Source organism: Chitinophaga eiseniae (assembly GCF_900167135.1).
Taxonomy (GTDB): Bacteria; Bacteroidota; Bacteroidia; order Chitinophagales; family Chitinophagaceae; genus Chitinophaga; species Chitinophaga eiseniae.
Genome location: NZ_FUWZ01000002.1, coordinates 105,377 through 129,545 on the forward strand (window position 1 = coordinate 105,377; position 24,169 = coordinate 129,545).

The 24,169-nt window shown below is 50.1% G+C and carries 17 protein-coding genes; 9 read left to right on the forward strand and 8 right to left on the reverse strand.

All coding sequences use genetic code 11. The features are described 5' to 3' along the window. On the forward strand, positions 1–3,261 hold the full coding sequence (locus B5D63_RS10035; protein ID WP_200816982.1) for a SusC/RagA family TonB-linked outer membrane protein: 3,261 nt from the start codon (positions 1–3) through the stop codon (positions 3,259–3,261). Between the two features lie 2 nt (positions 3,262–3,263). Next, on the forward strand, positions 3,264–5,027 hold the full coding sequence (locus tag B5D63_RS10040) for a RagB/SusD family nutrient uptake outer membrane protein (protein WP_200816983.1): 1,764 nt from the start codon (positions 3,264–3,266) through the stop codon (positions 5,025–5,027). Positions 5,028–5,151: 124 nt separating this feature from the next. Here B5D63_RS10040 and B5D63_RS10045 read toward each other — a convergent pair whose 3' ends face one another. Then, on the reverse strand, positions 5,152–5,910 hold the full coding sequence (locus tag B5D63_RS10045) for a rhamnogalacturonan acetylesterase (protein WP_078668686.1): 759 nt from the start codon (positions 5,908–5,910) through the stop codon (positions 5,152–5,154). A gap of 129 nt (positions 5,911–6,039) precedes the next feature. Between B5D63_RS10045 and B5D63_RS10050 the strand changes: the two genes are divergently transcribed. The 5 genes from B5D63_RS10050 to B5D63_RS10070 all read left to right on the forward strand — a co-directional run bounded on the left by B5D63_RS10050 (position 6,040) and on the right by B5D63_RS10070 (position 10,320). After that, a complete protein-coding gene (locus B5D63_RS10050; RefSeq protein WP_078668687.1) occupies positions 6,040–7,251 on the forward strand; it encodes a Gfo/Idh/MocA family protein in 1,212 nt (403 codons plus the stop codon). 95 nt (positions 7,252–7,346) lie between these two features. Further along, positions 7,347–8,165, forward strand: coding sequence for an AraC family transcriptional regulator (locus B5D63_RS10055; protein ID WP_078668688.1), 819 nt, complete (start codon positions 7,347–7,349; stop codon positions 8,163–8,165). 98 nt (positions 8,166–8,263) lie between these two features. Then, the gene (locus B5D63_RS10060) at positions 8,264–8,947 is read left to right on the forward strand and encodes a hypothetical protein (RefSeq protein ID WP_078668689.1); all 684 of its coding nucleotides are present in this window, start codon (positions 8,264–8,266) and stop codon (positions 8,945–8,947) included. Then, positions 8,944–9,879, forward strand: a complete 936-nt coding sequence (locus tag B5D63_RS10065; protein WP_078668690.1) for a c-type cytochrome — start codon at positions 8,944–8,946, stop codon at positions 9,877–9,879. The genes B5D63_RS10060 and B5D63_RS10065 overlap by 4 nt, the downstream gene beginning before the upstream one ends. Positions 9,880–9,906: 27 nt before the next feature. Next, positions 9,907–10,320, forward strand: coding sequence for a DsrE family protein (locus tag B5D63_RS10070; RefSeq protein WP_078668691.1), 414 nt, complete (start codon positions 9,907–9,909; stop codon positions 10,318–10,320). 298 nt (positions 10,321–10,618) lie between these two features. Here B5D63_RS10070 and B5D63_RS10075 read toward each other — a convergent pair whose 3' ends face one another. Together B5D63_RS10075 and B5D63_RS10080 are read right to left on the reverse strand one after the other, a co-directional pair. Then, entirely contained in the window at positions 10,619–10,855 is a 237-nt protein-coding gene (locus B5D63_RS10075) for a GlsB/YeaQ/YmgE family stress response membrane protein (RefSeq protein ID WP_078668692.1), read from the reverse strand. Positions 10,856–11,044: 189 nt separating this feature from the next. Next, positions 11,045–13,444: a DUF5686 family protein gene (locus tag B5D63_RS10080; RefSeq protein ID WP_159455972.1), complete on the reverse strand. Its 2,400-nt coding sequence runs from the start codon at positions 13,442–13,444 to the stop codon at positions 11,045–11,047. Positions 13,445–13,725: 281 nt separating this feature from the next. Here B5D63_RS10080 and B5D63_RS10085 point away from each other — a divergent pair, with 281 nt between their 5' ends. Further along, the gene (locus B5D63_RS10085; protein WP_078668694.1) at positions 13,726–14,010 is read left to right on the forward strand and encodes a hypothetical protein; all 285 of its coding nucleotides are present in this window, start codon (positions 13,726–13,728) and stop codon (positions 14,008–14,010) included. Here the strand turns inward: B5D63_RS10085 and B5D63_RS10090 are convergent. After that, positions 14,002–15,123: an alkene reductase gene (locus B5D63_RS10090; RefSeq protein ID WP_078668695.1), complete on the reverse strand. Its 1,122-nt coding sequence runs from the start codon at positions 15,121–15,123 to the stop codon at positions 14,002–14,004. The genes B5D63_RS10085 and B5D63_RS10090 overlap by 9 nt on opposite strands. A 107-nt stretch (positions 15,124–15,230) precedes the next feature. On the opposite strand from B5D63_RS10090, the gene B5D63_RS10095 reads away from it, so the two are divergent. Further along, on the forward strand, positions 15,231–16,166 hold the full coding sequence (locus tag B5D63_RS10095) for a LysR family transcriptional regulator (protein WP_078668696.1): 936 nt from the start codon (positions 15,231–15,233) through the stop codon (positions 16,164–16,166). A gap of 63 nt (positions 16,167–16,229) precedes the next feature. Here B5D63_RS10095 and B5D63_RS10100 read toward each other — a convergent pair whose 3' ends face one another. The 4 genes from B5D63_RS10100 to B5D63_RS10115 all read right to left on the reverse strand — a co-directional run bounded on the left by B5D63_RS10100 (position 16,230) and on the right by B5D63_RS10115 (position 24,160). Further along, entirely contained in the window at positions 16,230–18,146 is a 1,917-nt protein-coding gene (locus B5D63_RS10100; protein ID WP_078668697.1) for a SusD/RagB family nutrient-binding outer membrane lipoprotein, read from the reverse strand. An 18-nt stretch (positions 18,147–18,164) separates the two neighbouring features. After that, positions 18,165–21,290 (reverse strand): SusC/RagA family TonB-linked outer membrane protein, encoded by a 3,126-nt coding sequence (locus B5D63_RS10105; RefSeq protein ID WP_078668698.1) that lies wholly within the window; start codon positions 21,288–21,290, stop codon positions 18,165–18,167. A 118-nt stretch (positions 21,291–21,408) separates the two neighbouring features. Continuing rightward, a complete protein-coding gene (locus B5D63_RS10110; protein WP_078668699.1) occupies positions 21,409–22,602 on the reverse strand; it encodes an ROK family transcriptional regulator in 1,194 nt (397 codons plus the stop codon). Positions 22,603–22,984: 382 nt separating this feature from the next. Beyond that, positions 22,985–24,160, reverse strand: coding sequence for a threonine aldolase family protein (locus tag B5D63_RS10115; protein WP_078668700.1), 1,176 nt, complete (start codon positions 24,158–24,160; stop codon positions 22,985–22,987). Positions 24,161–24,169: the final 9 nt, after the last annotated feature.

Consider the following 24,169-nt stretch of genomic DNA (forward strand, 5'->3'; position numbering starts at 1 on the left):
ATGATGTATAAAAAGGATTTTATCAAACAACTAACCGGCATGCTCGTCTGTATGTTGCTGTGGCTGGCGCCCGCCGCCACAGCACAGTCGCAGGCAGGCACACTGACAGGAACGGTTACCTCGGCAGAAGATCACAAACCACTCATCGGCGTCACCGTAAGGGTGAAAGACACTCAAACCGCCACCATCACGGATGAAAACGGCCGCTACAAACTGAAGCTGCCTGCCAAAGCAGACAAACTGGTATTTTCCTACACCGGCCACGTGACCAGGGAAGAAACTATCAGAGGTCGTGCAGTCATCGATGTGGCCATGGCCATGGAAACAAAAAATATCAGCGACGTTGTAGTGGTAGGTTACGCCACCGTAAGAAGGAAAGACCTGACAGGCGCCGTATCTTCCGTCAACGCCAAACAGCTGAAAGACATCCCCGTCAACTCCGCCGCAGAAGCCCTCACCGGCCGCCTGGCGGGCGTACAGATCACCTCTTCGGAAGGTAAGCCCGGATCGGATTTCACCATCAAAGTACGGGGCGGCGGATCAGTCACGCAAGACAACGCTCCTCTCTACATCATCGACGGGGTACAGGTGGAAGACGGCTTCGCCGGCATCGCACCACAGGACATCGAATCCGTGGACGTGCTCAAAGATGCCTCCGCTACGGCCATCTACGGCGCCCGTGGCGCCAACGGCGTTGTGATCATCACTACCAAAAACGGAAAGGAAGGCAAAACAATTGTCAGCTACAACGGTACCGTAGGCGTACGCAGCCTGCCTAAAGAACTGAAAGTACTCTCACCTTACGAATTTGTACGGTATCAATACGAACGAAGCCGCGGCCTGTCGGCAGACAGCCTTTCCTTCGCCAATATTTACGGGGAAGACCTGGAGAAATATAAGTCCGTACCCACCATCGACTGGCAGGACAACGTCTTCGGCCGCAAAGCGCTGATGCAGACACATAACGTCAGCATCGCCGGCGGCAGCAAAACCACCCGCTTCAACCTCTCCTACACCAACAACCAGGAAGACGGCATCATGCTCAATGCAGGACTGAAACGTAATCTTATCAACTTCAAACTGGACCACAGGGCCAACGATAAACTACGTATAGGTCTCAACGTAAGGTACAGCGATGAAACCATCAGCGGCGCCGGCTCGTCCAACGAAGGCGCCTCGGCCTACAACGGGTTGCGCCATGCCATCAAATACCGCCCCTTTGAACTGGATAACACTAACGCCGAACTGGAAGACGACGTGGATTACTACAATGACACTAACGCCGGCAACGGCCTGGGTATCATCAACCCCGTCCTGCTCAGTAACGCACAATACCGGAGAAAATACACCCGCATCTTCAACATCGGCGGCTACCTGAATTATACATTCAATAAATATTTCTCTTTCCGCTCTACCATCGGCTATGACCGCAACAACCAGGAACGGAACGCTTTCGACGGCCCTATCACCTCCAATTCAAGACTCAACGGCGCCAATCTGCCGCTGATCAGCAACATCCTCACCAACCGCAGTTCGCTGAACAATTCTAACGTGCTCACCTACACGAACAGAGCGAAAAGCGGTCACCATGTAAACGTGCTGCTGGGCGAAGAAACCTATACCACCACATCCGGTATGCTGGACAACGAGCTGCGCTACTTCCCCGTGAGCATTACACCGGAAAAAGCTTTTGCACAGTTCAACCTCGGGACAACGGTGCCGCTCTTCCCTAAAACAACAGTGCTCGAAAGCAGCATGCTGTCTTTCTTTGGAAAAGTAAACTACGACTACCAGGATAAATACTTATTCAGCGCCAGCCTCCGTGCCGACGGATCTTCCAAGTTCGCCCCGGACAAACGCTGGGGATACTTCCCCTCCGCAGCCCTCTCCTGGCGTATCTCGCAGGAAGCGTTTATGCAGGACGCGCATTTTATTTCTGACCTGAAGCTGCGCCTGAGCTATGGACTCGCAGGCAACAACCGTATCGGTGATTACCTTTACCTGAACACCTACGCCGCCAACGCACAGTATGCCCTGAATGAGCAGATCACGCCCGGTTACGCTGCCAACAGCCTGGCCAACAAAAACCTGAAATGGGAAACCACCGTATCGCGGAACATCGGCATAGACGCCGCCTTCTTTAAAGACAGGCTGCAGTTTACCGCCGACCTGTATTACAACAAAGTAAAAGACCTGCTCATTCCCATCCGCATCCCTACCAGTTCGGGCTACCTCGAACAATTACAGAACGTAGGCATGACCTCCAACAAAGGGATAGAACTGCAGCTGACCGCGACCATCATCCAGAAAAACGATTTCAGCTGGACCTCCAATTTCAACATCGCGTTTAACCGCAATAAAGTAGAATCGCTTTCCGGCTACCTCACACAGTTCTATAGAAACTCGGGCTGGGGCATCTCCGGACAACCGGCGGACTTCATCGTCAGGACCGGCGAACCCGTTGGCTCCATGTATGGTTTTGTGAACGACGGCTTTTATACCCTGGATGATTTTAACTATGACGCCACCACGAAAGTATACACCCTGAAGCCCGGCGTAACAGACGTATCCACCGCCATCGGCGTAGCACAGCCCGGCTGGATGAAACTGAAAGATCTCAATGGCGACGGCATCATCGATGAAAGTGACAAGACCATCATCGGCGACGCCAATCCCAAATTTAACGGTGGCCTCCATCAACAGTTCGTTTACAAAAATTTCGATCTGAGCGTGTTCCTGAATTTCGTGGTGGGCAACAAGATCCTTAATGCCAATAAGGTGGAATTTACGAACAGCTATTCCCGTCATACCAATATGCTGGGCATAATGGAAGACCGTTGGCGGACTATCGACAACAGCGGAAAAGTGATTCAACAGGTGATCACTGTGGGCGGCAAACAGGTGGTGACCGGCGCTTCACCCGAAGAACTGGCAGCCGTCAATGGCGACGCCAGGATCTGGATGCCGATTTCCGGCGCCGGCGCCTTCTATCCCACCTCCTGGGCAGTAGAAGACGGCTCCTTCCTCCGGATCAACAACATCACCATCGGCTATACGTTTCCGTCCAAATGGTTGAGCAGAGCAAAAATCAGCAGCCTGCGCATTTACGCCACCGGCAACAACCTCGCCGTGCTGACCGGCTACAGTGGCTATGACCCGGAAGTGAACTCCCGCCGCTCCACGCCCATTACGCCAGGGGTAGACTATGCCGCCTATCCGCGCAGCCGCTCTTTCTTTTTTGGTTTAAACCTGACATTATGAAAATGATGAAGATAGTTTTCTACACAGGATGTATCGTGATGCTGACGATGGCCGTTTCCTGCAAGAAATTCCTCGACAAAGAGCCATCGTCCGCCTTCGACGAACGATATATTTTCAGCGATGTGCCCAATGCCACCAGCGCCGTCGTCGGCGCTTATGAGCCGCTTACCCACCAGCAGGCCTACGGTAGCCGGTTGAGCCTCATGTACCCGTACGACAACGACGAAATGATTGGCGTTACCAACACTTCTGCGCCGGACAACAGCTCCCGCGACCTGTCCCGTTACAACCTGCAGGCTACCAACGCACAGTTGCCCGGGCCTTTTCAGCAGCTCTACGTAGGAATAGAACGCGCCAACACCTGCATTAAAAATATCCCGGCCATGGAGCTATACAGCAAAGGCAGCGCCACCGAGCAGCAGCAGTTGCGCCGCTTGCATGGCGAAGCACTCACCCTGAGAGCGCAGTATTATTTTGAACTGATCAGGAACTGGGGAGACGTGCCCGCACAATATGAACCCTCTATTGATCAGCCTGACCTGTTTCTCCCCAAGACCGACCGTGACAGTATATACGGCCGTATCCTCAACGACCTGAAGCTCGCCGCTGAACTGGTACCCTGGCGCAACGAGCCGGGCGTAGCAGCAGATGAAAGGATCACCAAAGGCGCGGTAAAAGGGTTACGCGCAAGAATTGCATTGTTCAGAGGCGGGTATTCCCTGCGACGTGCTTCACGGCAGATGGAGCGTGCGGCAGATTACCCGGAGTATTATAAAATAGCGCGCGAAGAATGCGCTGACATCATACAACGCCGCGATAAACATACGCTGAATCCTTCATTTCAGGCTGTATTCAAAGACGGGCTGGATGCTTACAAGCAGGACCCTTATGGTGAAGTCATCTTCGAAATAGCCATGGCTACCGGACTAACGGGCAACCTTGGTTATTATGACGGCCCGCGTTTTTATGTGGCCGGTAATGCCGGTCAGCTGGGCAACAGCTCCATCCGCGTCATTCCTACCTACTTCTATTCCTTCGATTCGCTGGATACCCGCCGCGATGTCACCACTGCGCCCTACTACAACAATGCCGACAAGACCAAGACCGTTCAGACGATGGTGAATATGGTCAGCGGAAAATTCCGCGCTGACTGGATCACGCCGGCGCCGACCACCACCACGCAGCAGCTGGGCATCAACTGGCCGGTGTTACGTTTTTCGGATGTGTTGCTGATGTTCGCGGAAGCGGAAAATGAGCTAAACAACGGTCCTACAGCCGCTGCCATCGCCGCTTATGAAGAAGTGAGAAAAAGAGGGTTCAAAGGCAATGAAACAAAAATCGGCCTCACGCCTGCTACCAAAGCAACTTTCTTCTCTGCGCTGGTCAGCGAACGCTCTTTTGAATTTGGGGGAGAAGGAATCCGCAAGTATGATCTGATCCGGTGGAACCTGCTCCATCAGAAGATCCAGGAAACAAGGGCCAACTATACAAAGATGATGAAGCGGGAACCTCCCTACAATAACCTGCCGCAGGCGATGTATTATAAAACCGGCTCTCCGACGGTGATATGGGGAAATTCGCTTTACCAGCCAACACCTGGCACGCCGCCGGCAGGCTACGCCAAAGCTAACTGGGTCAGCTCCATCACCGCCAGCTGGATCACCAACGTGGCACAGCTGTTCACGCCCAATCGCAGTGAGTTACTACCGATACCACAAACATCGCTGGAAGCGAACCATAAACTAACACAGGATTATGGATATTGATCATTTAGGGATTTTTTGATTTACGATTTTTTGATTTCGCAAATCATAAAGAAGAAGACCAAAGCGATTTAATTTCTATCGCTTTGGTCTTCTTCATTTTTACCCAAAATCAAAAAATCGTAAATCAAAAAATCCCTAAATTCTTCAACTCTCTCAGTGCTGTTTCCGCTACTTTAGTAGCGCCCAGCTCACTCAGATGGGTATCGTCTTTTTTACCTTTAGGCAGTTTGGGGAAGATTCCCGGCTGAATGTGCACAAATAATTTTACAGATGCTTCCGGTCCGTATTCCTCCAGCAGTTCCGCGGATTTTTTATTCAGGTCTACCAGCGGCACCTTCATGTCAGCCGCCAGTTCCCGTACCACGGAAACATAGTTCCCGTGCGTGTTTTCTATTTTGCCGTTGTTGTCGAACTTACGGCGCACAAGGCAGGTAAACAGCACCGGGCGGGCCTTTTTAGCTTTCACTTCGTTGACATAGTTCATCAGGTTCTGGCGGAAAGTAGTATGCGGATCGGTATGCCTGGCCGTATCCGGCTTCTGGTCATTCGGGCCGAACATAATAAAAACATAATCGCCTTGCTGAACGCTGTCGATCACTTTTTGCCAGTGCCCTTCCGTACGGAAACTTTTGGAACTTCTGCCGCTGCGGGCAGCGTTATGCACTTCTACATAAGAAGGGAAAAGCGGGCGTGCCATCTGCATCCAGCCGCGGATAGGATAGAGACTGTCGCCGCCGAAACCCGTAAGGTATTTTTCATCATAATCACACATGGTAGAGTCACCGATGGAGAAGATACGTACTTTCTTTTGCTGTGGCAGGAAACTGCAAAGTAACAGGCCCATGCCTGCCAGCATTATCCTGGTGATTTTGGTTAGTCGCATGTTGGGTTTGTTTTCACCTTAAATATAATCAACGTCGGAGAGCCATGCCAGTGCCTGCGGGATAAAAGAGCGAGAACGTTCTCGCTCTTTTATGCTTTACAGCGTATTTAATTGATTATTTTGTTGGTTATGCAAGACCACTATTTTTCCCGCAGAAAATTTTTGTATACCAGCGCTGTGGCGCTGTCAGGCGCCATGTTTACCAGCACCCTGCCCGTACTGGGACAGACAGCGGCCGCACCGCTGAAAATCGGCATTATTGGCACCGGCAACCGGGGCAGCGGTATCGCTAAACTACTGCAGAAAATAGCCGGTATAGAGCTGACCGCCTGCTGTGATGTGATACCGGCGCATTTGCAGCGGGGCATGTCGCTGGCAGCCAAAGGAGCGAAAGCCTATACCGATTACCGGCAGTTGCTGAATGATAAAAAAGTGGAAGCCGTTATCATCGCTACACCGCTTTCGATGCATTACCCTATGGCTAAAGATGCGCTGGATGCCGGCAAACATGTATATCTCGAAAAAACCATGACTTATGATATTCCGCAGGCGATACAGCTGGCGGCTCAGGTCCGCAAAAGCGGGCTGGTGTTGCAGGTAGGGCATCAATACCGTTATTATGAGCTGTACCACCGGGTGAAGGAAGTCATCGGGCAAAACTGGCTGGGGAAAATTACCCATTTTGAATGCCAGTACCATCGCAATTCCGACTGGCGAAACCCTGTACCCGACCCGTCCCTGGAGCGACTGGTCAACTGGCGCATGTACCGCGAATACTCCGGCGGCCTGATAGCAGAACTGTGCGGTCATCAGATCGACATGGTAAATTATCTTCAGGACGCGCATCCATTACGCGTAGTGGGCATGGGCGGCATCGACTACTGGAAAGACGGCAGGGAGACCTGGGATAATGTGCGGACAATTTTTGAATATCCCGGCGGCGTGAAAGCCAGCGTATCCTCTATACTCAGCAATGCCTACAAAGGGTATGCTATCCGGGTGCTGGGTGACCGTGGTACTATTGAGATACAGCGGGACAAAGCATTTGTTTACAGTGAAGGAGGAAAAAAGGAACTGGCGGTGGTAGACGGTGTTACCGGCGCCACTAAAACCGATCAGACCGGAGAAGGTGTTCCCCTGACATTCGGCATTGCCGGCCAACGGGTACCGGAGCCGACCACTTCTGCGCTGCTGGCTTTTGCAGAAAGCATCCGTAAAAACATCCCTCCTGCTTCCAGTGCGGAAACAGGCAAAATAGCCGCCATAGCGGTACATATGGCGAACAAAGCCATTGAAACGGGTACCAGCCAGTCCTGGCAGCCGGAATACGATGCATCTTAATATAGCCGGACAAATCTTTGCTTTCTTCGCGCACTTTGCGTGAAAAAACGGATCTTTGCACCAGATCTCATTGTGCCCCAAAGAAACCTTTGCCTATGTTCAAGGTGCAAACGTTCCGGCCTCATCAGCGGTTGCAGGATGATCTGCTGTCATGGCAGATGATCACGTGTGATTTCCCCGCAGAAGAGGTCCGGTACCTGACGGTCCTCCCGCATTTTATGCAGAGCATGTGGTTCAATCCCGGCCCTGAGCGTACTTTGTACGATGTTATCAGACAGGAATATTTACCCGCTGCCACTCTTTCGGGCCCCCGCAGCCAGGTCAGCGAATGGCGCGTCAGCGGCAACATGCAGCTATTGGCCGCACATTTTAAGCCAGGTAGCTGGTCCAGGTTGTTCCATCTGCCTGCGCAATCGTTTTGTGACCGTAGTACAGACCTCGCTGCCATATTTGGCGCTGGTACGGCATCCGTCATTGCAGCGATCAGCGCGTGTCGTTCTCCGGAACAACAGGTAACATTGCTGGAGTCCTGGCTGCTGGCGCAGTTGACAGACACGCCTAAAAACGGCTGTCATCTCGGAGATGCCATACAGCTTATACTTGCGGCCAACGGCAACATTACCATCAGGCAACTGGAAGCGCAGGTATTCCTCACCAAACGCACGCTGGAAAGGGCTTTCCTGGACCAGACAGGACTGCACCTTAAAATGTTCTGCCGGCTGGTACGTTTCAGAAAAACCATCGATTACATCGCACGGATGCGGTACCCGCAATGGAAGTTGCTTGCACATAAAGCCGGCTATTGCGACCAGACACATTTTATCAATGAATTCCGGTATTTCACCCATCGCTTACCACATCAGTTCCCCGATTTATCTCCACAAACCGCGGCAGATTTTGTCACTTTTATCTGATAAACACTTTTCCGGTTTCTTTACATTTATATTACTTCTCTTCAGGTATTTTGACCGTGTCAGGTGATAACTATACTATAACCTCAAATTTTTAAGCTATGTCTCATACACCAAACGGGGGTACCAACCGCCGCGACTTCCTCGGGAAAATGCTGACAGGCGCCACGCTGCTGAGTATCCCCTCTTTCGCCACCCTGGCACAGGAAAGCAAACAGATGAGCACCGATACCCCTGATGCATGGGTTAACAAAATCAAAGGGAAACACCGCATCGTACTGGATGTTACCCGTCCGCATGAGATGTTTCCCTTTGCATGGGCAAAAGTGTTCCTGCTGACCAACCAGGCTACCGGTGTGCCGGAGAAAGACTGCTGCGCCGTAGTGGTGTTACGGCATGACGGCATCCCCTATGCGATGAAAGATGAGCTGTGGGAAAAATACAAGTTCGGACAGCTGTTCAAGGTGAATGATCCCAAAACAAAAGCACCGGCCATCCGTAATCCTTTCTGGCAGCCGCAGCCGGGGGACTTCGTTGTTCCTGGCATTGGCGCAGTGGAGATAGGCATTAATCAGTTACAGGCCAGCGGCGTGTTGTTCGCCGTGTGCAACATGGCCATCACGGTGTACAGTGCTATTGTGGCAAAGGAAATGTCGCTGGACGCAACGGCTGTTAAGAACGAATGGCTGGCAGGCGTTTTACCCGGCATCGACGTGGTGCCGTCCGGCATGTGGGCGCTGGGGCGGGCACAGGAAAAGAACTGTGGCTATTGTTTTACAGGATGACCAACAAACAACGTTATGTCACTTTTTTAATGGGGCTGCTCGCCGCCCTGTATAGCTGTCGCCGCGCAGGCCCCTTACCGGAAAAATTATGGCAGGCGCCTGATACCGCCATGATACCCCATACCGCCGAAGGCGACAGGATACGTTATGGACGGTCGCTGATAGCACATACCGCCCAATACCTCGGCCCACAAGGCAGTGTGGCGCAGATCAGCAATGGCATGAACTGCCAGAACTGCCACCTGGATGCCGGCACCAAACCGTGGGGCAATAACTACGGCAGCACCGCCTCCACCTATCCTAAGTTCAGGGCCAGAAGCGGCACCGTGGAATCCATCGGTAAAAAAGTGAACGATTGTTTTGTGAGAAGTCTCAATGGCGCCGCCCTCGATAGCAACAGTCCGGAGTTGCAGGCCATCATCGCCTATATACAATGGCTGGGAAAGGATCTTCCTAAAAATTATAAATCACCTGGTAGTGGTATCCGTGAACTGCCCTATCTGCCGGTAGCTGCTGATACTGTGAAAGGGAAAACCGTTTTCCTGCAACAGTGTCAGCGGTGCCACGGCGCCGATGGCCGCGGCGAGCGCCCCGCCGGGGCAACGGAATACCGTTACCCGCCGCTATGGGGGCCGGACAGCTACAACACCGGCGCCGGTTTATACCGGCTGTCAAGGTTTGCAGGATATGTAAAATACAATATGCCCCTGGGCACCGATTACCAGCATCCGCTGCTCAGCGATGAAGACGCCTGGAATGTGGCCGCTTTCGTGAATTCGCAACCACGGCCAGCAAAAGCTTTTCCGGCCGACTGGCCCGATATCCGCACCAAACCGCCGGACCATCCCTTTGGGCCTTTCAGCGATACCTTTCCCGCTATACAGCATAAATACGGCCCCTTCGGCCCCATTGCACGGCAGCACAAAAAATAATATCCGTTTCACCTAAAACGATCCGCTATGAAAAAGTTGTTGATCATGTTCACCTTTCTGCTGGGCAGCATTGTTTGCCTCGCACAGGCCAACTACAAGGTTATCTTCGACATCACCAGTAAAACACCTGAAGCACAACAAACCCTTTTACGGCAACTGAACGGTATCCTGAAAGGCGCTCCTGATGCGCAACTGGAAGTAGCCATATACGGCGACGCCCTCGATATGGTGTTGAAAGACAAGTCCGGCGTGGCGCCGGCAGTGAGCGAACTACTCAGCCAACACAAAAATGTGAGCTTTAAAGTATGTGGCGCCACGATGAAACGAAACAACAAAACCGCCAGCGAACTGCTGCCCGGCGTACAGGTAGTACCCGACGCCATTTATGAAATTATCACCAAACAAAGAGAAGGGTGGGGCTATATCAAAGTAGCACACTGACACATAACCGGATTTTCATGACGGGTATACGGGCACGCTTTGACATATGCCTGGTGGCGCCAGGAGCGCGCTGGTCCCAGGATCGACTATAATAGTATCGCTCCCGTTTTTTAACGGGCTTGCAGCGGCTGTTAAAAACACCGGGCAGGCGTAGATTTCGCAAAGCGGCTGTCCGTGGCGGAACACTGGAGAAAAAACTGGCGGAGCTGATGAACTGATGAAACTTGTTAAGGCTGGAAATACAAAAGGGCCGGAGATCAGTTTCCCGGCCCTTTGCAATACACGCAGGCAGATATTATCATTTTTTTATTAGACGTACCAGCCAAATCAATATAATGGAGCCGATCAGCGCCACAACCAGTGAACCGATCAGGCTACTGCCTATATGCAGCCCCAGTTTACCGAAAATCCAGCCGCCCAGCCAGCCACCAACGACGCCCAGAATAATATCTATGATAATCCCGTATCCGTCGCCACGCATAATTTTACCGGCCAGCCAGCCAGCGATGCCTCCGATAATAATAGTCCAGATCATAATGATGGGTTTTAATGTACTCATCAATATAAGGTAAAATTTCCTTGTTATTTGTTATTTTTTGTTAATACAAATTAATCAGTAGATATTTACGGATGTTAAATTATTAGTTTATATTAGGATACAAACAATATTTTAAATTACGCTTCTTCCATTTTCCCTTCAAAAAATTTAATCAGCACCCCCTCACTAAAACTGTAACCTAAAACTTCCGAACACCCCAAAATTACTTGCATTCGACACCGCCGCCTGCTGGGGATAAAACCGCCAAACAGCGTCTACTCTGAAGAAACGGAAAATATTATCAAAACCGGTGCCTACCTCCGTATATACGTTTCCGTTAAGCGACCGCATGCCATATCGACCAAATTCCATCTGGTTGTACATACGATTTCGATATGATAAATCGCCGATCACTGACTTCACATTCCAGAACTGGCGCACGCCCGTCCTGCGCATGAAAGGCAACAGGTTCAACAGTTTACCGTTGAAGTTATGCTCGATATTGATTCCCGCATAACGGTCACTGAAGAACTCATATTTATTCATCAGGCTGAAAGCCTCTTTGTTATAATAATAGGTTTCGTTTCCGGGATGTATCTGCAATAGCATAAAAGGCAGCTTATCAGCAAAAATCTGCCCGGCATATACCATGTAATTGATACGGCCCCAGCCTGTTAAATTAAACTGCTGCCGGATACTCATATTTAGTTTATGATACTGGTATTTGCTATCCAGTACGCCGGCGCCGGCGAGGGAATAGCCGATCTCTGCAACCGGTAGGTTGCTGCGCACCCGCCTCGTTTTACGGAAGGTACGTACCTCTTTCTCGCCCGGCGCATAACGGAATTTCAGCTGAAACTCCGTATTGACGACTTTTTCATGTTCTGTCGACAGAAAAATTTTATGTGGTGGCAAAGGTTCGAAGGTGGTGTAACAGGTACGGGAAACGGTGCCCTGCAATGAGAACTCCTGCGGGAACTGTTTGAGGACGGACACCCGCATATCTGCCTCCCGGATAAACTTCTGCGGAATACCACGACGGCGCACCAGCTGACCAAAAATATTGTCGAGTGATACTTCCTCTCCGTTAAATCCACGCTGGTTATTGTCCAGGTCATCTTTATAGGAAGCAAATACCTGCCACCCGTTGTCTTTGGGCCAGGTATAGGATACGGCCATCTTCCCTTTCAGCGACCTGTCTTTCATACCGTAGGCCAGATAACCGTTCAACCGCCAGTTACGGCTGAATTCAGCGGTAGTGCCGAGGTCAAACCGCGCTCTTGCTCCTTCCACGCGGTTGCGGCTCACCCACTTATACCAGGGCCCTATCTCCACCTTGCCCAGCTTGATATGACCATCTACCAGGAAAGTAATGGTATTGCTCAAACGTTTGAAAGAAGGGATCGATTTTAGTGTATCCACCAGCGTTATAGCATGTTTTTCGTTGCGGGTTAATGTCTCCGGCCGGTGTTGTTCCATATATGCCTTACCGCCGGTGGTTGCGCTGTCGGCAATCACCACCTCTTCATTCCTGCGGTTGCTGTTTAGTTTCGTAGTGATAAAATCCTGGTTGGTAGCAATATTACTGTATAAGGTAGTCTTACGGCCGATGAAAGTCGTCCTGGATTTTCCCAATGGCGCCAGCTCCACTACAAAACGGTCTTTCGCCACCACCCAATCTTTCTCATGCTGCTGCGTAAACTCCTGGATAATATCCAGCCGCTTTACAAAATTGATATTCACCGCCCCCACCACCGATAAACTGATCTTCTGTATTGCCCAGGTGGAAGCCTGTATCCAGCAATCGCCGGCAAACAGGTTTTCGCCTTCGCGACGGGGTGTAAACGCCAGATGATAAAATTGTTCTCCGTTACGGGTAACGGTATCCAGTCCTTTGTAATGATAGTAGCGGTCTCCCACGCTGCTGAGCGGACTGATAAACTCACGTCCGAAAACAGGTATGGCGTTCTGATAAGTATTGATTTTTTGGTTGATGCCTCCCATATATTCCATCACCGACTCATTCTTAACGCCGCTACTGCTCAGGGCACGTATCTCCTCCCTTACGCGGGACGGGCTGCCGGACACATAATAATCGGAGACCGATTCACTCAGGAAAACGGGAAGAAAAGGACTTTGTTCAGAAGTGGAGTCTATCCGCTGCGTGACAAACGTATAGGGCTTCATCAAACGCGACTTTTCCCAGCGTCGCTTGTCGATATTGGAAATATCTATCTCCAGTTTGTTATACAGTTCGGCGTAATAGCTATCATAATGCCCGGGTGCATTGGCCGCCTTGCGGGCCACTATCTGCCGCCACCATACCAGGCCCCTGTCCATCTTCGCTTTTACCTCCACGCCAAGTTTCATGGTGGCTTCCAGCTGTATCAGCAACGGAGCAACATCTGTGGCCGCCAGCGGAATCATCTTCTGGTCATACCCCACGTAACGCACTACCAGCGTGTCTTCCCGGCGGAAACTGCGCGCCAGGTTAAAATGACCGGCACTATCCGTCATCACGCCGTAACCGGCGGCTTTCCAGTAAACAGTAGCGAATGGTAACGGCTCTTCGGTAAATTTGTTCACCACTTTCCCGCTCGTTGTAGCGGAATGCTGTGCCCAAACCTCATTTGCTGACAATAGTAACCAAAATAACACGACCCATCCCTTGCAAATACAGACGAAGGTTTGCGGCATCAATATAACAGTTGTCGTACTAATAAGACGGTAAATATCATGCCACCCCCCCATTCCCCTCAAAGAATTATTGAAAAGAGCACCCCGCCGTTGAAAAGGTGACAGCGACTGTTTAATTGATTTTTATCGCAACACGCTTATAACCAACTTTAGTACACAAAAAAACAAATATGAAACAGCTATTATTTTTTTTGCTGCTAATGGGACTTTTTCCCGGGGAGCAGGGTCAGGCACCGGCACCGGCACAACTCCGCGAATGCGATAGCAGGGAACACACCATCAGCGTACCCTGGAAACTGGGTGGTCCCGGTACCCAAACCATCACCGCAGTGGCGCCGGAGCAGGACCATCAGACGATTACGTTAAAGCGGGAAGGATTTAGTGAAGGATTTTATGATAACGATGCCCGCAAAAAAGGCTGGATTAAAATACCCAGCCCTGGCTATTTATGCTAAAACATCAGCAGGTTGCTGATAGCGGGCATAGTCCGTATAGCCTTTGCCGGTACCGCCGAAGAAAGTGGAAGGATCCGGCACATTCAATGGCAGGTCATATTCCAGGCGGTAAGGCAGGTCAGGGTTAGCGATAAAAGGACGGCCAAAACCCACCAGGTCTGCCCAGCCTTTCTTCAGCGCTTCTTCCGCTTTGGCTTTGTTGTATTTACCGGAATAAATCAGTGTGCCTTTAAAAGCTTCACGGTAGGCCTCTTTAAAAGCCGGCGCCATCACCGGCGCATCTTCCCAGTCAGCTTCCGCGATATGGATATAAGCTACTCCAATTTCATTCAGCAGCCGTGCTGCGGCGATATAGGTCTCCTCCGGATGATCGTCCTGTGCGCCCATCAGCGTTGTCAGCGGCGCCTGGCGAACGCCCACTCTTTCTTTGCCGATAGCATTGGCGACAGCCGTTGTTACTTCTTTCAGGAAACGCAGCCGGTTTTCAAGGCTACCGCCATATTTGTCCGTACGACGGTTGGTTTGTGAATCAATAAACTGTTCGATCAGGTAACCGTTGGCGCCATGCAGTTCCACGCCGTCAAATCCGGCAGCGACGGCATTTTTTGCGGCGACGGCATAGTCCTCAATAATAGCAGCTATTTCCGGGATGGTCAGCTCACGGGGCATAGAGTGTTGTTCCTTACGGATACCGCCACCGGTCGGGCCATTGCCGGTAGCGTCAATCACTACTTTTACACCTTCCGCCTGGATGGCGGAGGGGGCCACCGGAGCTGCGCCTCCCGGCTGCAGGGACACGTGCGATACACGGCCCACATGCCACAACTGGGCAAATATCTTCCCGCCTTCGCGATGCACCGCATCGGTTACTTTTTTCCAGCCTTCCACCTGTGCAGGGGAATAGATACCCGGTGTCCAGGCATATCCCTGGCCCTGGCGGCTGATCTGTGTTCCCTCCGTAATAATAAGCCCCGCGGTGGCGCGCTGCGCATAATATTCCGCCATCTCATCGGTGGCTACGTCGCCGGCGCCCGCCCTGGAACGGGTCATGGGAGGCATTACAATCCGGTTGTGCAGTATGATATTTCCTATAGTGTGATTTGTAAAAAGCATTGTCTTCTGTTTTTAGGTTTTCTGATTCGACAACACAAATTTCCATCGAAATAACTCATTACACAAATAAGATAAATTGTACTTTTGTATCAGAAAAATGATAGATCATGAATTTAAATATGGAATGGCTGCGTACCTTCAAAACCATTTACGAGAAAGGTACCCTTACCGCGGCCGCGCAGGCGTTATATATCTCCCAGCCGGGCGTGAGCCTGCATCTCAACTCCCTGGAGGTGGCTACAGGCTACAAACTGTTTGACCGCTCAGCAAAGAAAATGGTGCCTACCGAAAGGGCCAAGGTGCTCTACAACTTCATCCAGGAGCCTATGGGCCGGCTGGAAATGGCGGAACAGGTATTTCACCGCAGCAGCCGGGAGGGGCGCTCTACCATCAGCATCGGCATGTGCTTCGAAACATTCCAGTTCACCCTGGAAAGATATATCTCCACCCTGCCGTTTAACGTGATCGTGAAATTCGGCCTGTACCAGGAAATGATACACGACCTCGATAAAGGCGTGCTCGACCTGATCGTAACGCCGGAAAAAGGAGAACAGACCAACCTCGAATTCAAACCTTTCTCCCGGGAGAAAATTCTCCTGGTATGCGGTGAACGTACAAACATCAAACCGCTTAAAACACTCCTGAAGGAGCTCGACGTAAAGGAAGAAAAAGTAAAAGTGGCCAAAATAGGCGCGCTGGAAAGCTGGCTGAAACAACAGGTATGGTATAGTACCGCCGCAGACATGGACCATCTCAAACGTTTCTGGAAAATGAACCTCCGGCAGAACATCGACTTCAAGCCCAATTATATCGTGCCTAATATCAGCTCTATTGTCCGTTGCCTGAGCGGCAATGAGGGCTTTGCGATCATCCCCGATTTCCTGTGCCGCGACGAGATCAAATCAGGACAGGTAAAAGCCGTATGGGCCGGGGATGTCAAAGTGGAGAATACGTTGTATTTCGGGTCCCGTAAAAAAACCATCTACGCCAAAGAAATCAAAATGGTGGAAGACATCTTCCGGAAAGAAATGGCGGCGCTATAAAAAAGTCAGCCGCTAATTGTTTCCAATTAACGGCTGACGTGACAGTTATGGGTAAGGCAAAAATTACGGTTTCTTAGCCCACCACAGCGGTGTAGTAACTTCTTCGGTACCACCCAGGAAGCCTACGGCCTGATCGTAGCCTTTGCTGTTGGCAGCTCTCATAGAAGAAGGATAGCGTATACGCTGCGGGTAAAATTTAACGCTACTGGTCATATAGTTACCATTATTCAACGCCGGCAATCCGGGTATAGACTGTTCTACGTTCGGTGTTTCAAAGAACGGCAAGCCCAGCCTGCGCTGATCGCTCCACGCTTCCAGCGGCAACCATGGCATGTTGGCAATATACTTCTGTGTAATGATCTTCGTTAGCAGGTCATTTTTTACCGCCCCATTTTTATACAGGTTATTAACCGGGTATTTAATAGCAACAGTGCCTGGTGCATCGGTATAACCGTTTTTGAAGTTCATGGTGTGCGTAGCCGGCGGTTCAGCAGTGTGGTCCCAGCTTACAGAAGTACCAACCATGTTGAAATCGGAAGAAGCCAGATAAGCGCCTGCGAACTGGGAAACACCCCAATACTCAAAGTTCTGCGTGATCGCTTTTTCATACGCCGCTTTACCGGACATCGGCACGGTCCATCCTCTTACAGCTGCTTCCGCCATCAGGAAGTAAGTTTCCCACGGAGCGAAGAAGATACGTTTGCTGGTGCTGCCACGGAATTGCTGTGTCATACGCGGAGCGCCGCCGGGCCAGTAATACCAGCGGTTAAGCGTACCTTTGGTGCCCCAGTCGCCATTGGTTTGACCATTCCAGGCCATTTTACCATCCAGTAATTTGGCTGTATCCTTATCATTCTTCATCAAAGCACGGGCAGTTCGCTTCCAGGCATTCTCATTGTAAGAAGGGTATTTAGAGAAATTAGGATTAGTGAAATCGCCGGCAGGAATAAACGCTTTATAGGCGCGCGGGTCAATTGTCTGCGGTAAACCATCAAACCAGAAACCTGCCAGCGGATCGCTGGAAGTAGTTGGGAAATGGTTTGTCAACTGCAAACCTGCCCAGTCGGCAGGCCGGATATACGGCTGGTAAACCGGGTCGGTGAGCTGATCAGCAGTTTTCACACCACCGAGGCCTGTGTACAAATTCTCCAGTGTAGTAGTCATCAGCTGCTCATTCCATTCACGGCTCATTACACCGCTCAGCGCATCCCATCCTGGTTTTTCCTGTACCTGGAAAGTCTGGCTCATCTCCGTGATCAGATTGCCACGCACTGCATCTTCAAATTCTGCTTTAGCCTTACCGCCATCTACTTCAGACAAACGCATGGCAAGGCGCAGGCGCATAGAGTTGGCGTAACGCTGCCATAACTTATAGTCAAACCCATAGGCCGGATCATAATCTTTCAGACTACCGGCGCCACGATCGACTTCCAGTTTCGAGCTGGCATCTTTCAATTCAGACAACGCAAAATAGTATACATCCTTCACACTGGCGAAGTCGGGATTGAGACCAGTAACATAACCCTGAATCGCCACCGGTCCGTAGTTATCAGACATTTCGGTCAACAGATACGCACGCCATATACGCGCTACCTGCAACAGGTTATTGGTATTTTCAGTGATCTTACCTGCCTTGATTTTTTTCTCACTCACCTCAACGGCATTGTAAATATTGGTCAGCCAGCTGGTAACCTGGTTGTAATAAGCGCCGGACCAGCCGTCGTTATTAGCACCGGAAGTAATACCGTCGTCCAGTTGCTGGTGTGCTGCTGCTTTCCAGATCAGCACAAACGAACGTTCTGCCACATCCGGGTCCATTTGTGCGGCAATGATAGAGCTATTGATGAGAAACTCCTCCTGTACCTGGGTTTCATCGGCCACTTTAGGGTTCCGGTTGATTTCATCAAATTTGCTGCAGGCGGACAACAACATGGAAAATGCTGCCAAAGCCACGCCTGATTTTATGAATATTTTTTTCATGTCAGTTGCAATTAATGGTTAGAAACTAAGGCTAAGGTTCAACAGGAATGTACGGGTGGTCGGAGGCGCACCGTTTTCAAAACCGGTAGCATTGGAACCGATCGCAAATACGGATTCCGGATCCAAACCGCGTACATGGCTGGAGATCATCCATACGTTGTTGCAGGACAGACCTACTTTCACTGCCTGCACCGGAAGGCGGCCCAATGCGCTCTTCGGCAGGTTGTAGTTCAGCTGTACATTTCTAAGACGAACACTGGTAGCATCATACAGGTTGATTTCCGGAGCGCCGAGGTTACCAGCAGTCATGGCGTTCCAATACTGCTGTGTTGTAACTGACTTATTATTGGCTCCATACTTTCCATTACCCAAATCTACAACGCCAGGAACGACGAGATCATTTCTCTCACCGCCGGGTGCTGTAATAGCAGCAGTACCTGCTTTCTGCATCATCAGCTGGGTAGTAGAAAAGATCTTACCACCAATACGGGCGTCCACCAGGAAACCCAGGGAGAAATTCTTATAAGAGAAAGTGTTCGTTACACCCACCAGCGCTTTAGCACCCTGGTTACCGAGAAACAAGCCGCCAGTTGGCGCATCCACCACCACCGGCAGACCGTCTGCATTCAGCAAGAGCTGTCCGTAGAATTCACTGTTCACATCTGTTACCCGTTGCAGTATTCTGTTAGCGTAAATATCGCCGTACAATGAACCTGTGCGGGCTACTACAGAAACCGCGTCGAAACCACCCAGCGCATAGTTGTTCACGTTTTCTGCTGTACTAATATCAATAATCTTGTTGCGGTTCATAGAGAAGTTACCGGATATGTTCCACATCAGTCCTTTAGTATTGTTGAGAATCCTGGCATCTGCCATAATCTCAATACCGCTGTTCTGAATGTTACCGGCATTGATTTTACGGGTGGAGTAACCTGCAGCAGGGTCCAACGGCAGATCAATCAGCTGACGGGTAGCATTGGATTTATAATAGGTAAAATCAAGACCAAAGCGGTTGTCTGCAAAACGGAATTCTGCCCCAAATTCATGGGATTTAATCAACTCGCTTCTTACGTCTTTATTATAGTAGTTTTTGTTGCGGGAAGCGGTAGTATGGCCGTTCGGATCGTTGCCAATCGTAAAGTAGTTATACAGCTGGTAAGGAGGCAGACTGTTACCTACTGCGGCATAGGATGCTCTCAGCTTACCGTAGCTCAACCAGGAAGGCAGCGATTTGATGTGCTCTGTCAACAGATAAGATAAGCTTACAGACGGATAGAAGAAAGAACGGTTTTCCGGGCTGAGTGTAGAAGACCAGTCATTACGCCCGGTAACATCGAGGAACAGGTAGCCGTCCCAGTTCAGACCTGCAGTTCCGTACAGTGAATTGATACGTTGCTCGGTGATAAGATCTGTGCGGCTGATAGCACCCTTAGAGTTGTCGATGGCAAACAGGTCTCTCACTACCAGGGCGCCGGTACCAAAACCTACATTGGACGTTTTCTGCTTCATGAGGTTTCCACCCACGCTGATATTTCCGCTCAGTTTACCAATCAGGTTATCTTTTTTAGCAGTAATCAGGGTGCTGTAGTTCAGTTCAGAAAAAGTATATCTTCCGGTACTGTAGCCACCATCAACAGCGGCGGGGCTACCGAAATAGGTTTTGCTTTCTGTGTTGGTGGTATACATATCACCACCCGCTTTGATTTCGGCATTTAACCAGCTGGTGAATTCATATTTCATAGATCCATTCAGGATAAAACGATTACGGATATCCTGGTTAAGCCGGTATTTGGTGGCCCAATAAGGGTTTACATCATTACTGGTGCTATACCAATACATTTTACCAAACTCGTTCACCGGATTTTTGAATTGGGTAATATCTATGCTGGTAGGCATGGTGTACAACAGGGAAGCATAGTTCCACGGGTTAGTACCTGCTGCCGGCCTGTTCAGGGCATTAGCATTGGAGTACTGCACCTTAAAGTCTGTGGATAGGCGGTTTTTCTCACCGTACTTGCTGGAAATTCTGCTGGTGATATTTATACGGGATAATTTTGTTCCCGGGATCATGCTCTTATCATTCAGATAATTCAGGGAAGTATATACAGACGTCTTATCCAGTTGTTGCTGAAAAGAGATATTCTCGTTGTGGCTCAGCCCTGTATTATAGAAACTTTTTGGGTTGTCATAATAGGCCATTTTCTCTTTTTTACCAGCCCAGTTGGTTACCTCCTGTCCTGTAATTTTCGGTCCCCAGCTGGTACCGGCAGTCTCGTTAAAAGCGCCGTTAGCACCTTGTCCATAAGCTTTTTGCATTTCAGGACGGGTAAAGAAGGTTTCTACGCCAACTGTGGAGGAAACGGTAATACCCACACCTGCATTTCTTTTACCTGTTTTAGTGGTAATAAGAATAACGCCATCGCCTGCACGGCTACCATATAATGCAGCAGCCGCAGGACCTTTCAACACTGATACACTGGCGATGTCGTTGGCGTTCAGATCGGAAAGACCGTTACCCATGTCCAGAGACGGGTTCCAGTAGTCATTGGTACCATTGGGCGCCACACCGGTGGAGTTGTCAATAGGTACGCCATCCACTACGATCAGCGGCTGGTTTTTACCATTCAAAGAGGTGTTACCACGCAGGTTGATTTTGGAAGAAGCCGCAGGACCGCCACTGGAGCGGGTTACCTGTAAACCAGCCACCACGCCGGTCAGCGCGTTGGTGATATTGGTTTCATGTGCTTCCACCAGTGTATTGGCTTTTACTTCCTGCATGGAATAACCCAGCGATTTTTTCTCACGGCTGATGCCCAAAGCGGTTACCACCACTTCGTTCAGACCTTTGGAGTTGTCCTGCATCACGAGGTCCAGGTTACCGCTGGCAGGTACTTCCAGCTTGGTGAAGCCTACGCTTGTGATGACCAGCGTAGCATTAGATGCTACCTGTACGCGGAAAGCACCTTTTTCGTTGGAGGTAGTACCGTTGGTAGTACCCTTTTCAACAATCGTTGCATAGATAACAGGGGCGCCGGAGCCATCCTTCAGGGTACCGGATACCCATTTTTTCTCCTGCGCATAAGCGCTTTGACAGCAAAGGGCTACCAGACAAGCCAGCAGCGCAAAGCCTAACCACCTTTTCATTGCGGTAAATTTTGAATTTAAATAATAAATGATGACACGTTACTATTACAGCACAGGAAGTCCCATACAGCCTTTGTCAGTGCTGTTTATCTTTTGATTGATGCTAATTTTTTTTGTCTTACGCTTTACTCTGTTGAGCTTTATCCAAATTTTCCATAACAAGTGCCGCTGCGCCTAAACGTTCCGCAGCATACCCCAGGGATGATATTCTTATTTCTACATTTTCTGCGATTTTTGGAATACAATGCTCATTTAATGCATGTTGTACCGGTGCCAGCCAAAGCTTGCCGGCCTTTGTGCCTCTCCCACTCAGGATCACCAGCTTGGGGTTGAACAAGTGAATCAGTATAGCGATCCCCCTGCCGATGTGATATCCTGCCTCTGATAATAATTCTACAGCATACTTGTCGCCCTTGATAGCGGCGTCCATAATTTGATGATACGTGGCAATTCTGTTGTCCATCGACAACCCTTTCATTACCGTGGTCCTCCCGGCCTGAATGCCGGCAATCGCTTTTTCTGCTATCACAGAAAGTGAAGTCTCTGTTTCCAGGCAACCCATTTTTCCACAACTACAGATCTTATTGTTGGTAAACAGCGGAATGTGGCTGAACTCACCGGCAAATCCGTTTTCACCGCGGAAAAGGCTGCCATTCAATACCATACCCAAACCAATCCCCCAACCAATATTGATCACCAGTGCATGCTGACGGTGGCGGGCTTCCCCCAGTTTCCACTCAGCCAGCGCAATCAGACTCGAGTCATTGTCAATGCTCACCGGTATTCCGGTCACTATCTCCAGATATTCATTAATGCTCTTCGCGGGCGTGTCAAAAAAAGAATAATTGACCCCCTTCGTTACGTCCACAAAACCCGGCATACCAATGCCAATGCCTGCAAACTTCTCTTTTGGAATACCAGATTGCTCCATCACTCCTTTTAATTCCTGCCCCAGGATAGAGATCCCGTCAGGATGAGCGGATAAATCCAACTCCAGTACCCGTTCCTCTCCGATCATCCGGTTGCTCATGTCCAGTATACAAATACTGGTCATAAACTGGTCCATCGCCACAGATAATATATACAGATAGTCCTGCCGTACAGAATACATCTGCGGACGGCGCCCCCCTGTAGATATCGCATATCCCGACTCTATCACCAATCCCTCCTTCACTAACTCATTAAGCGCTTTTGTGGTATGCGGAAGACTCCTGCCGGTCAACTGCGTTAAGTCGGTACAGGATAACTCCTTGTTGAAGTAAAGGTGTTTTAGTATAGTCTTCTTAAATAACTCTTGGCGGTCAGACACCATTTTGATTGATACTATTTCAGGTACATCACGATTATAACAAGTGAATCAGCTCATCTCTCATAATTCCGGTTCAAGATAGCCAAACTTTCTAAAACTAAACAAGAACTTCCTCGAAAATTTTAATTAGTTCGATATAATTATCAAAAAAATGCGTAAAGTTATTATGAAAATGTTAATTCTGTATCAGAAAAAGGCAAAAATCTGTCTTTAAAAAGTAGCTAAAACGTAAAAGCAGGTAAAACGTTTTACGAGTTTTCACGCAAAGCCATATTTAAGACCACAATATGTGGTAAGAACGCAAAGGAGCGGAGATCACATTTCATTGAATTACCAACAAAATGTAATCTCCGCTCCTTTGCGTTCTTATAAAACAACGTAGGCCTTAAAGTATTTCTTTGCGAGAAAGCGCTTCGCGATATGCCGCCACAATCTCTCCCACCGGCCTGTTCAGTAATGTCTCATTAAAATTCAACGACGACTTCCCCTGTTCAGATGACCGCCGCATCACAATCTGATGCTTCTCCCGCAGGTAATTGGACAGCTTCACAGAATCAATCCCCGCCCCGTATGCCATCTCCACACAGTTGGACCCATGCTCAAAAGGCGTCAGCTTCAGCCCCTTCAACCGGTTCAACTGTCCCATCAACTCCCGCGCTCTCTCCGCCGTTTCCCGCAACCGCTCCTCCAAACCTTCCAGGTAGTACAAAGCCAACGCACTGTTATGCCAGTTGCGGTACAACGCGCCGCCATGTATCTTGATCTGATGCTCCATCTTGTCCATCACCGCCTGATCGCCGCAAAGCACCGCACCGTTAATAGCTCCCACACATTTATACAATGAAATAAACACGGTATCAAAATAACTGGCATACTCCTTCACGCTGACGCCGGCAAAAGCCGCCGCCAGGTGCAGCCGCGCACCGTCCAGGTGCAATTTGTACCCCTTCTCCCTGCACCAGGCGGATATACGCCGCAACTCCGCCACCGGCACCGTCTTCCCCATACAACGCCGCACCGGGTTCTCAATAGACACCACCCCGATACCGCTCTTAAACAACTCCCCTTCCTCATGATACGCAATGGACTGCTGCAATGCCTCCAGCGTAAAATAAGCTTCCCCGGGAGCCAGCGGTATCAGTCGCTTGCCATGCAACGCTGTCGCCGCATCAGCTTCATCCCGGTACACATGGCTCGTCTCCTGTACAAACACCTTGGTATTATCCCCGCTCAGCACCCGGATGGCCAACTGATTGGCCATCGTGCCGGAAGGCATGTACACCGCTTTCTCCTTGCCGGTAAGTCGCTGAAATAACTGCAACAACTCGTCCATCGTGCCATCATTACCGTAGAAATCCGGTACGATCGGTTTCTTCCGGTTGATCTCCTGCAACTTGTCCAACGTCTCCGTCATGCTCAATCCCAGGCCGTCCCGGATAAAGTTCACCGGCAACGCCTTCTCTGTACTACGTACAGCCATCCTCGTTATCACGGATGGTAAACATACCGGCAATACGCCAAGGCCGGAAGATCTCAGAAAATTCCTTCTGTCTATGCGCATGTCATTTAT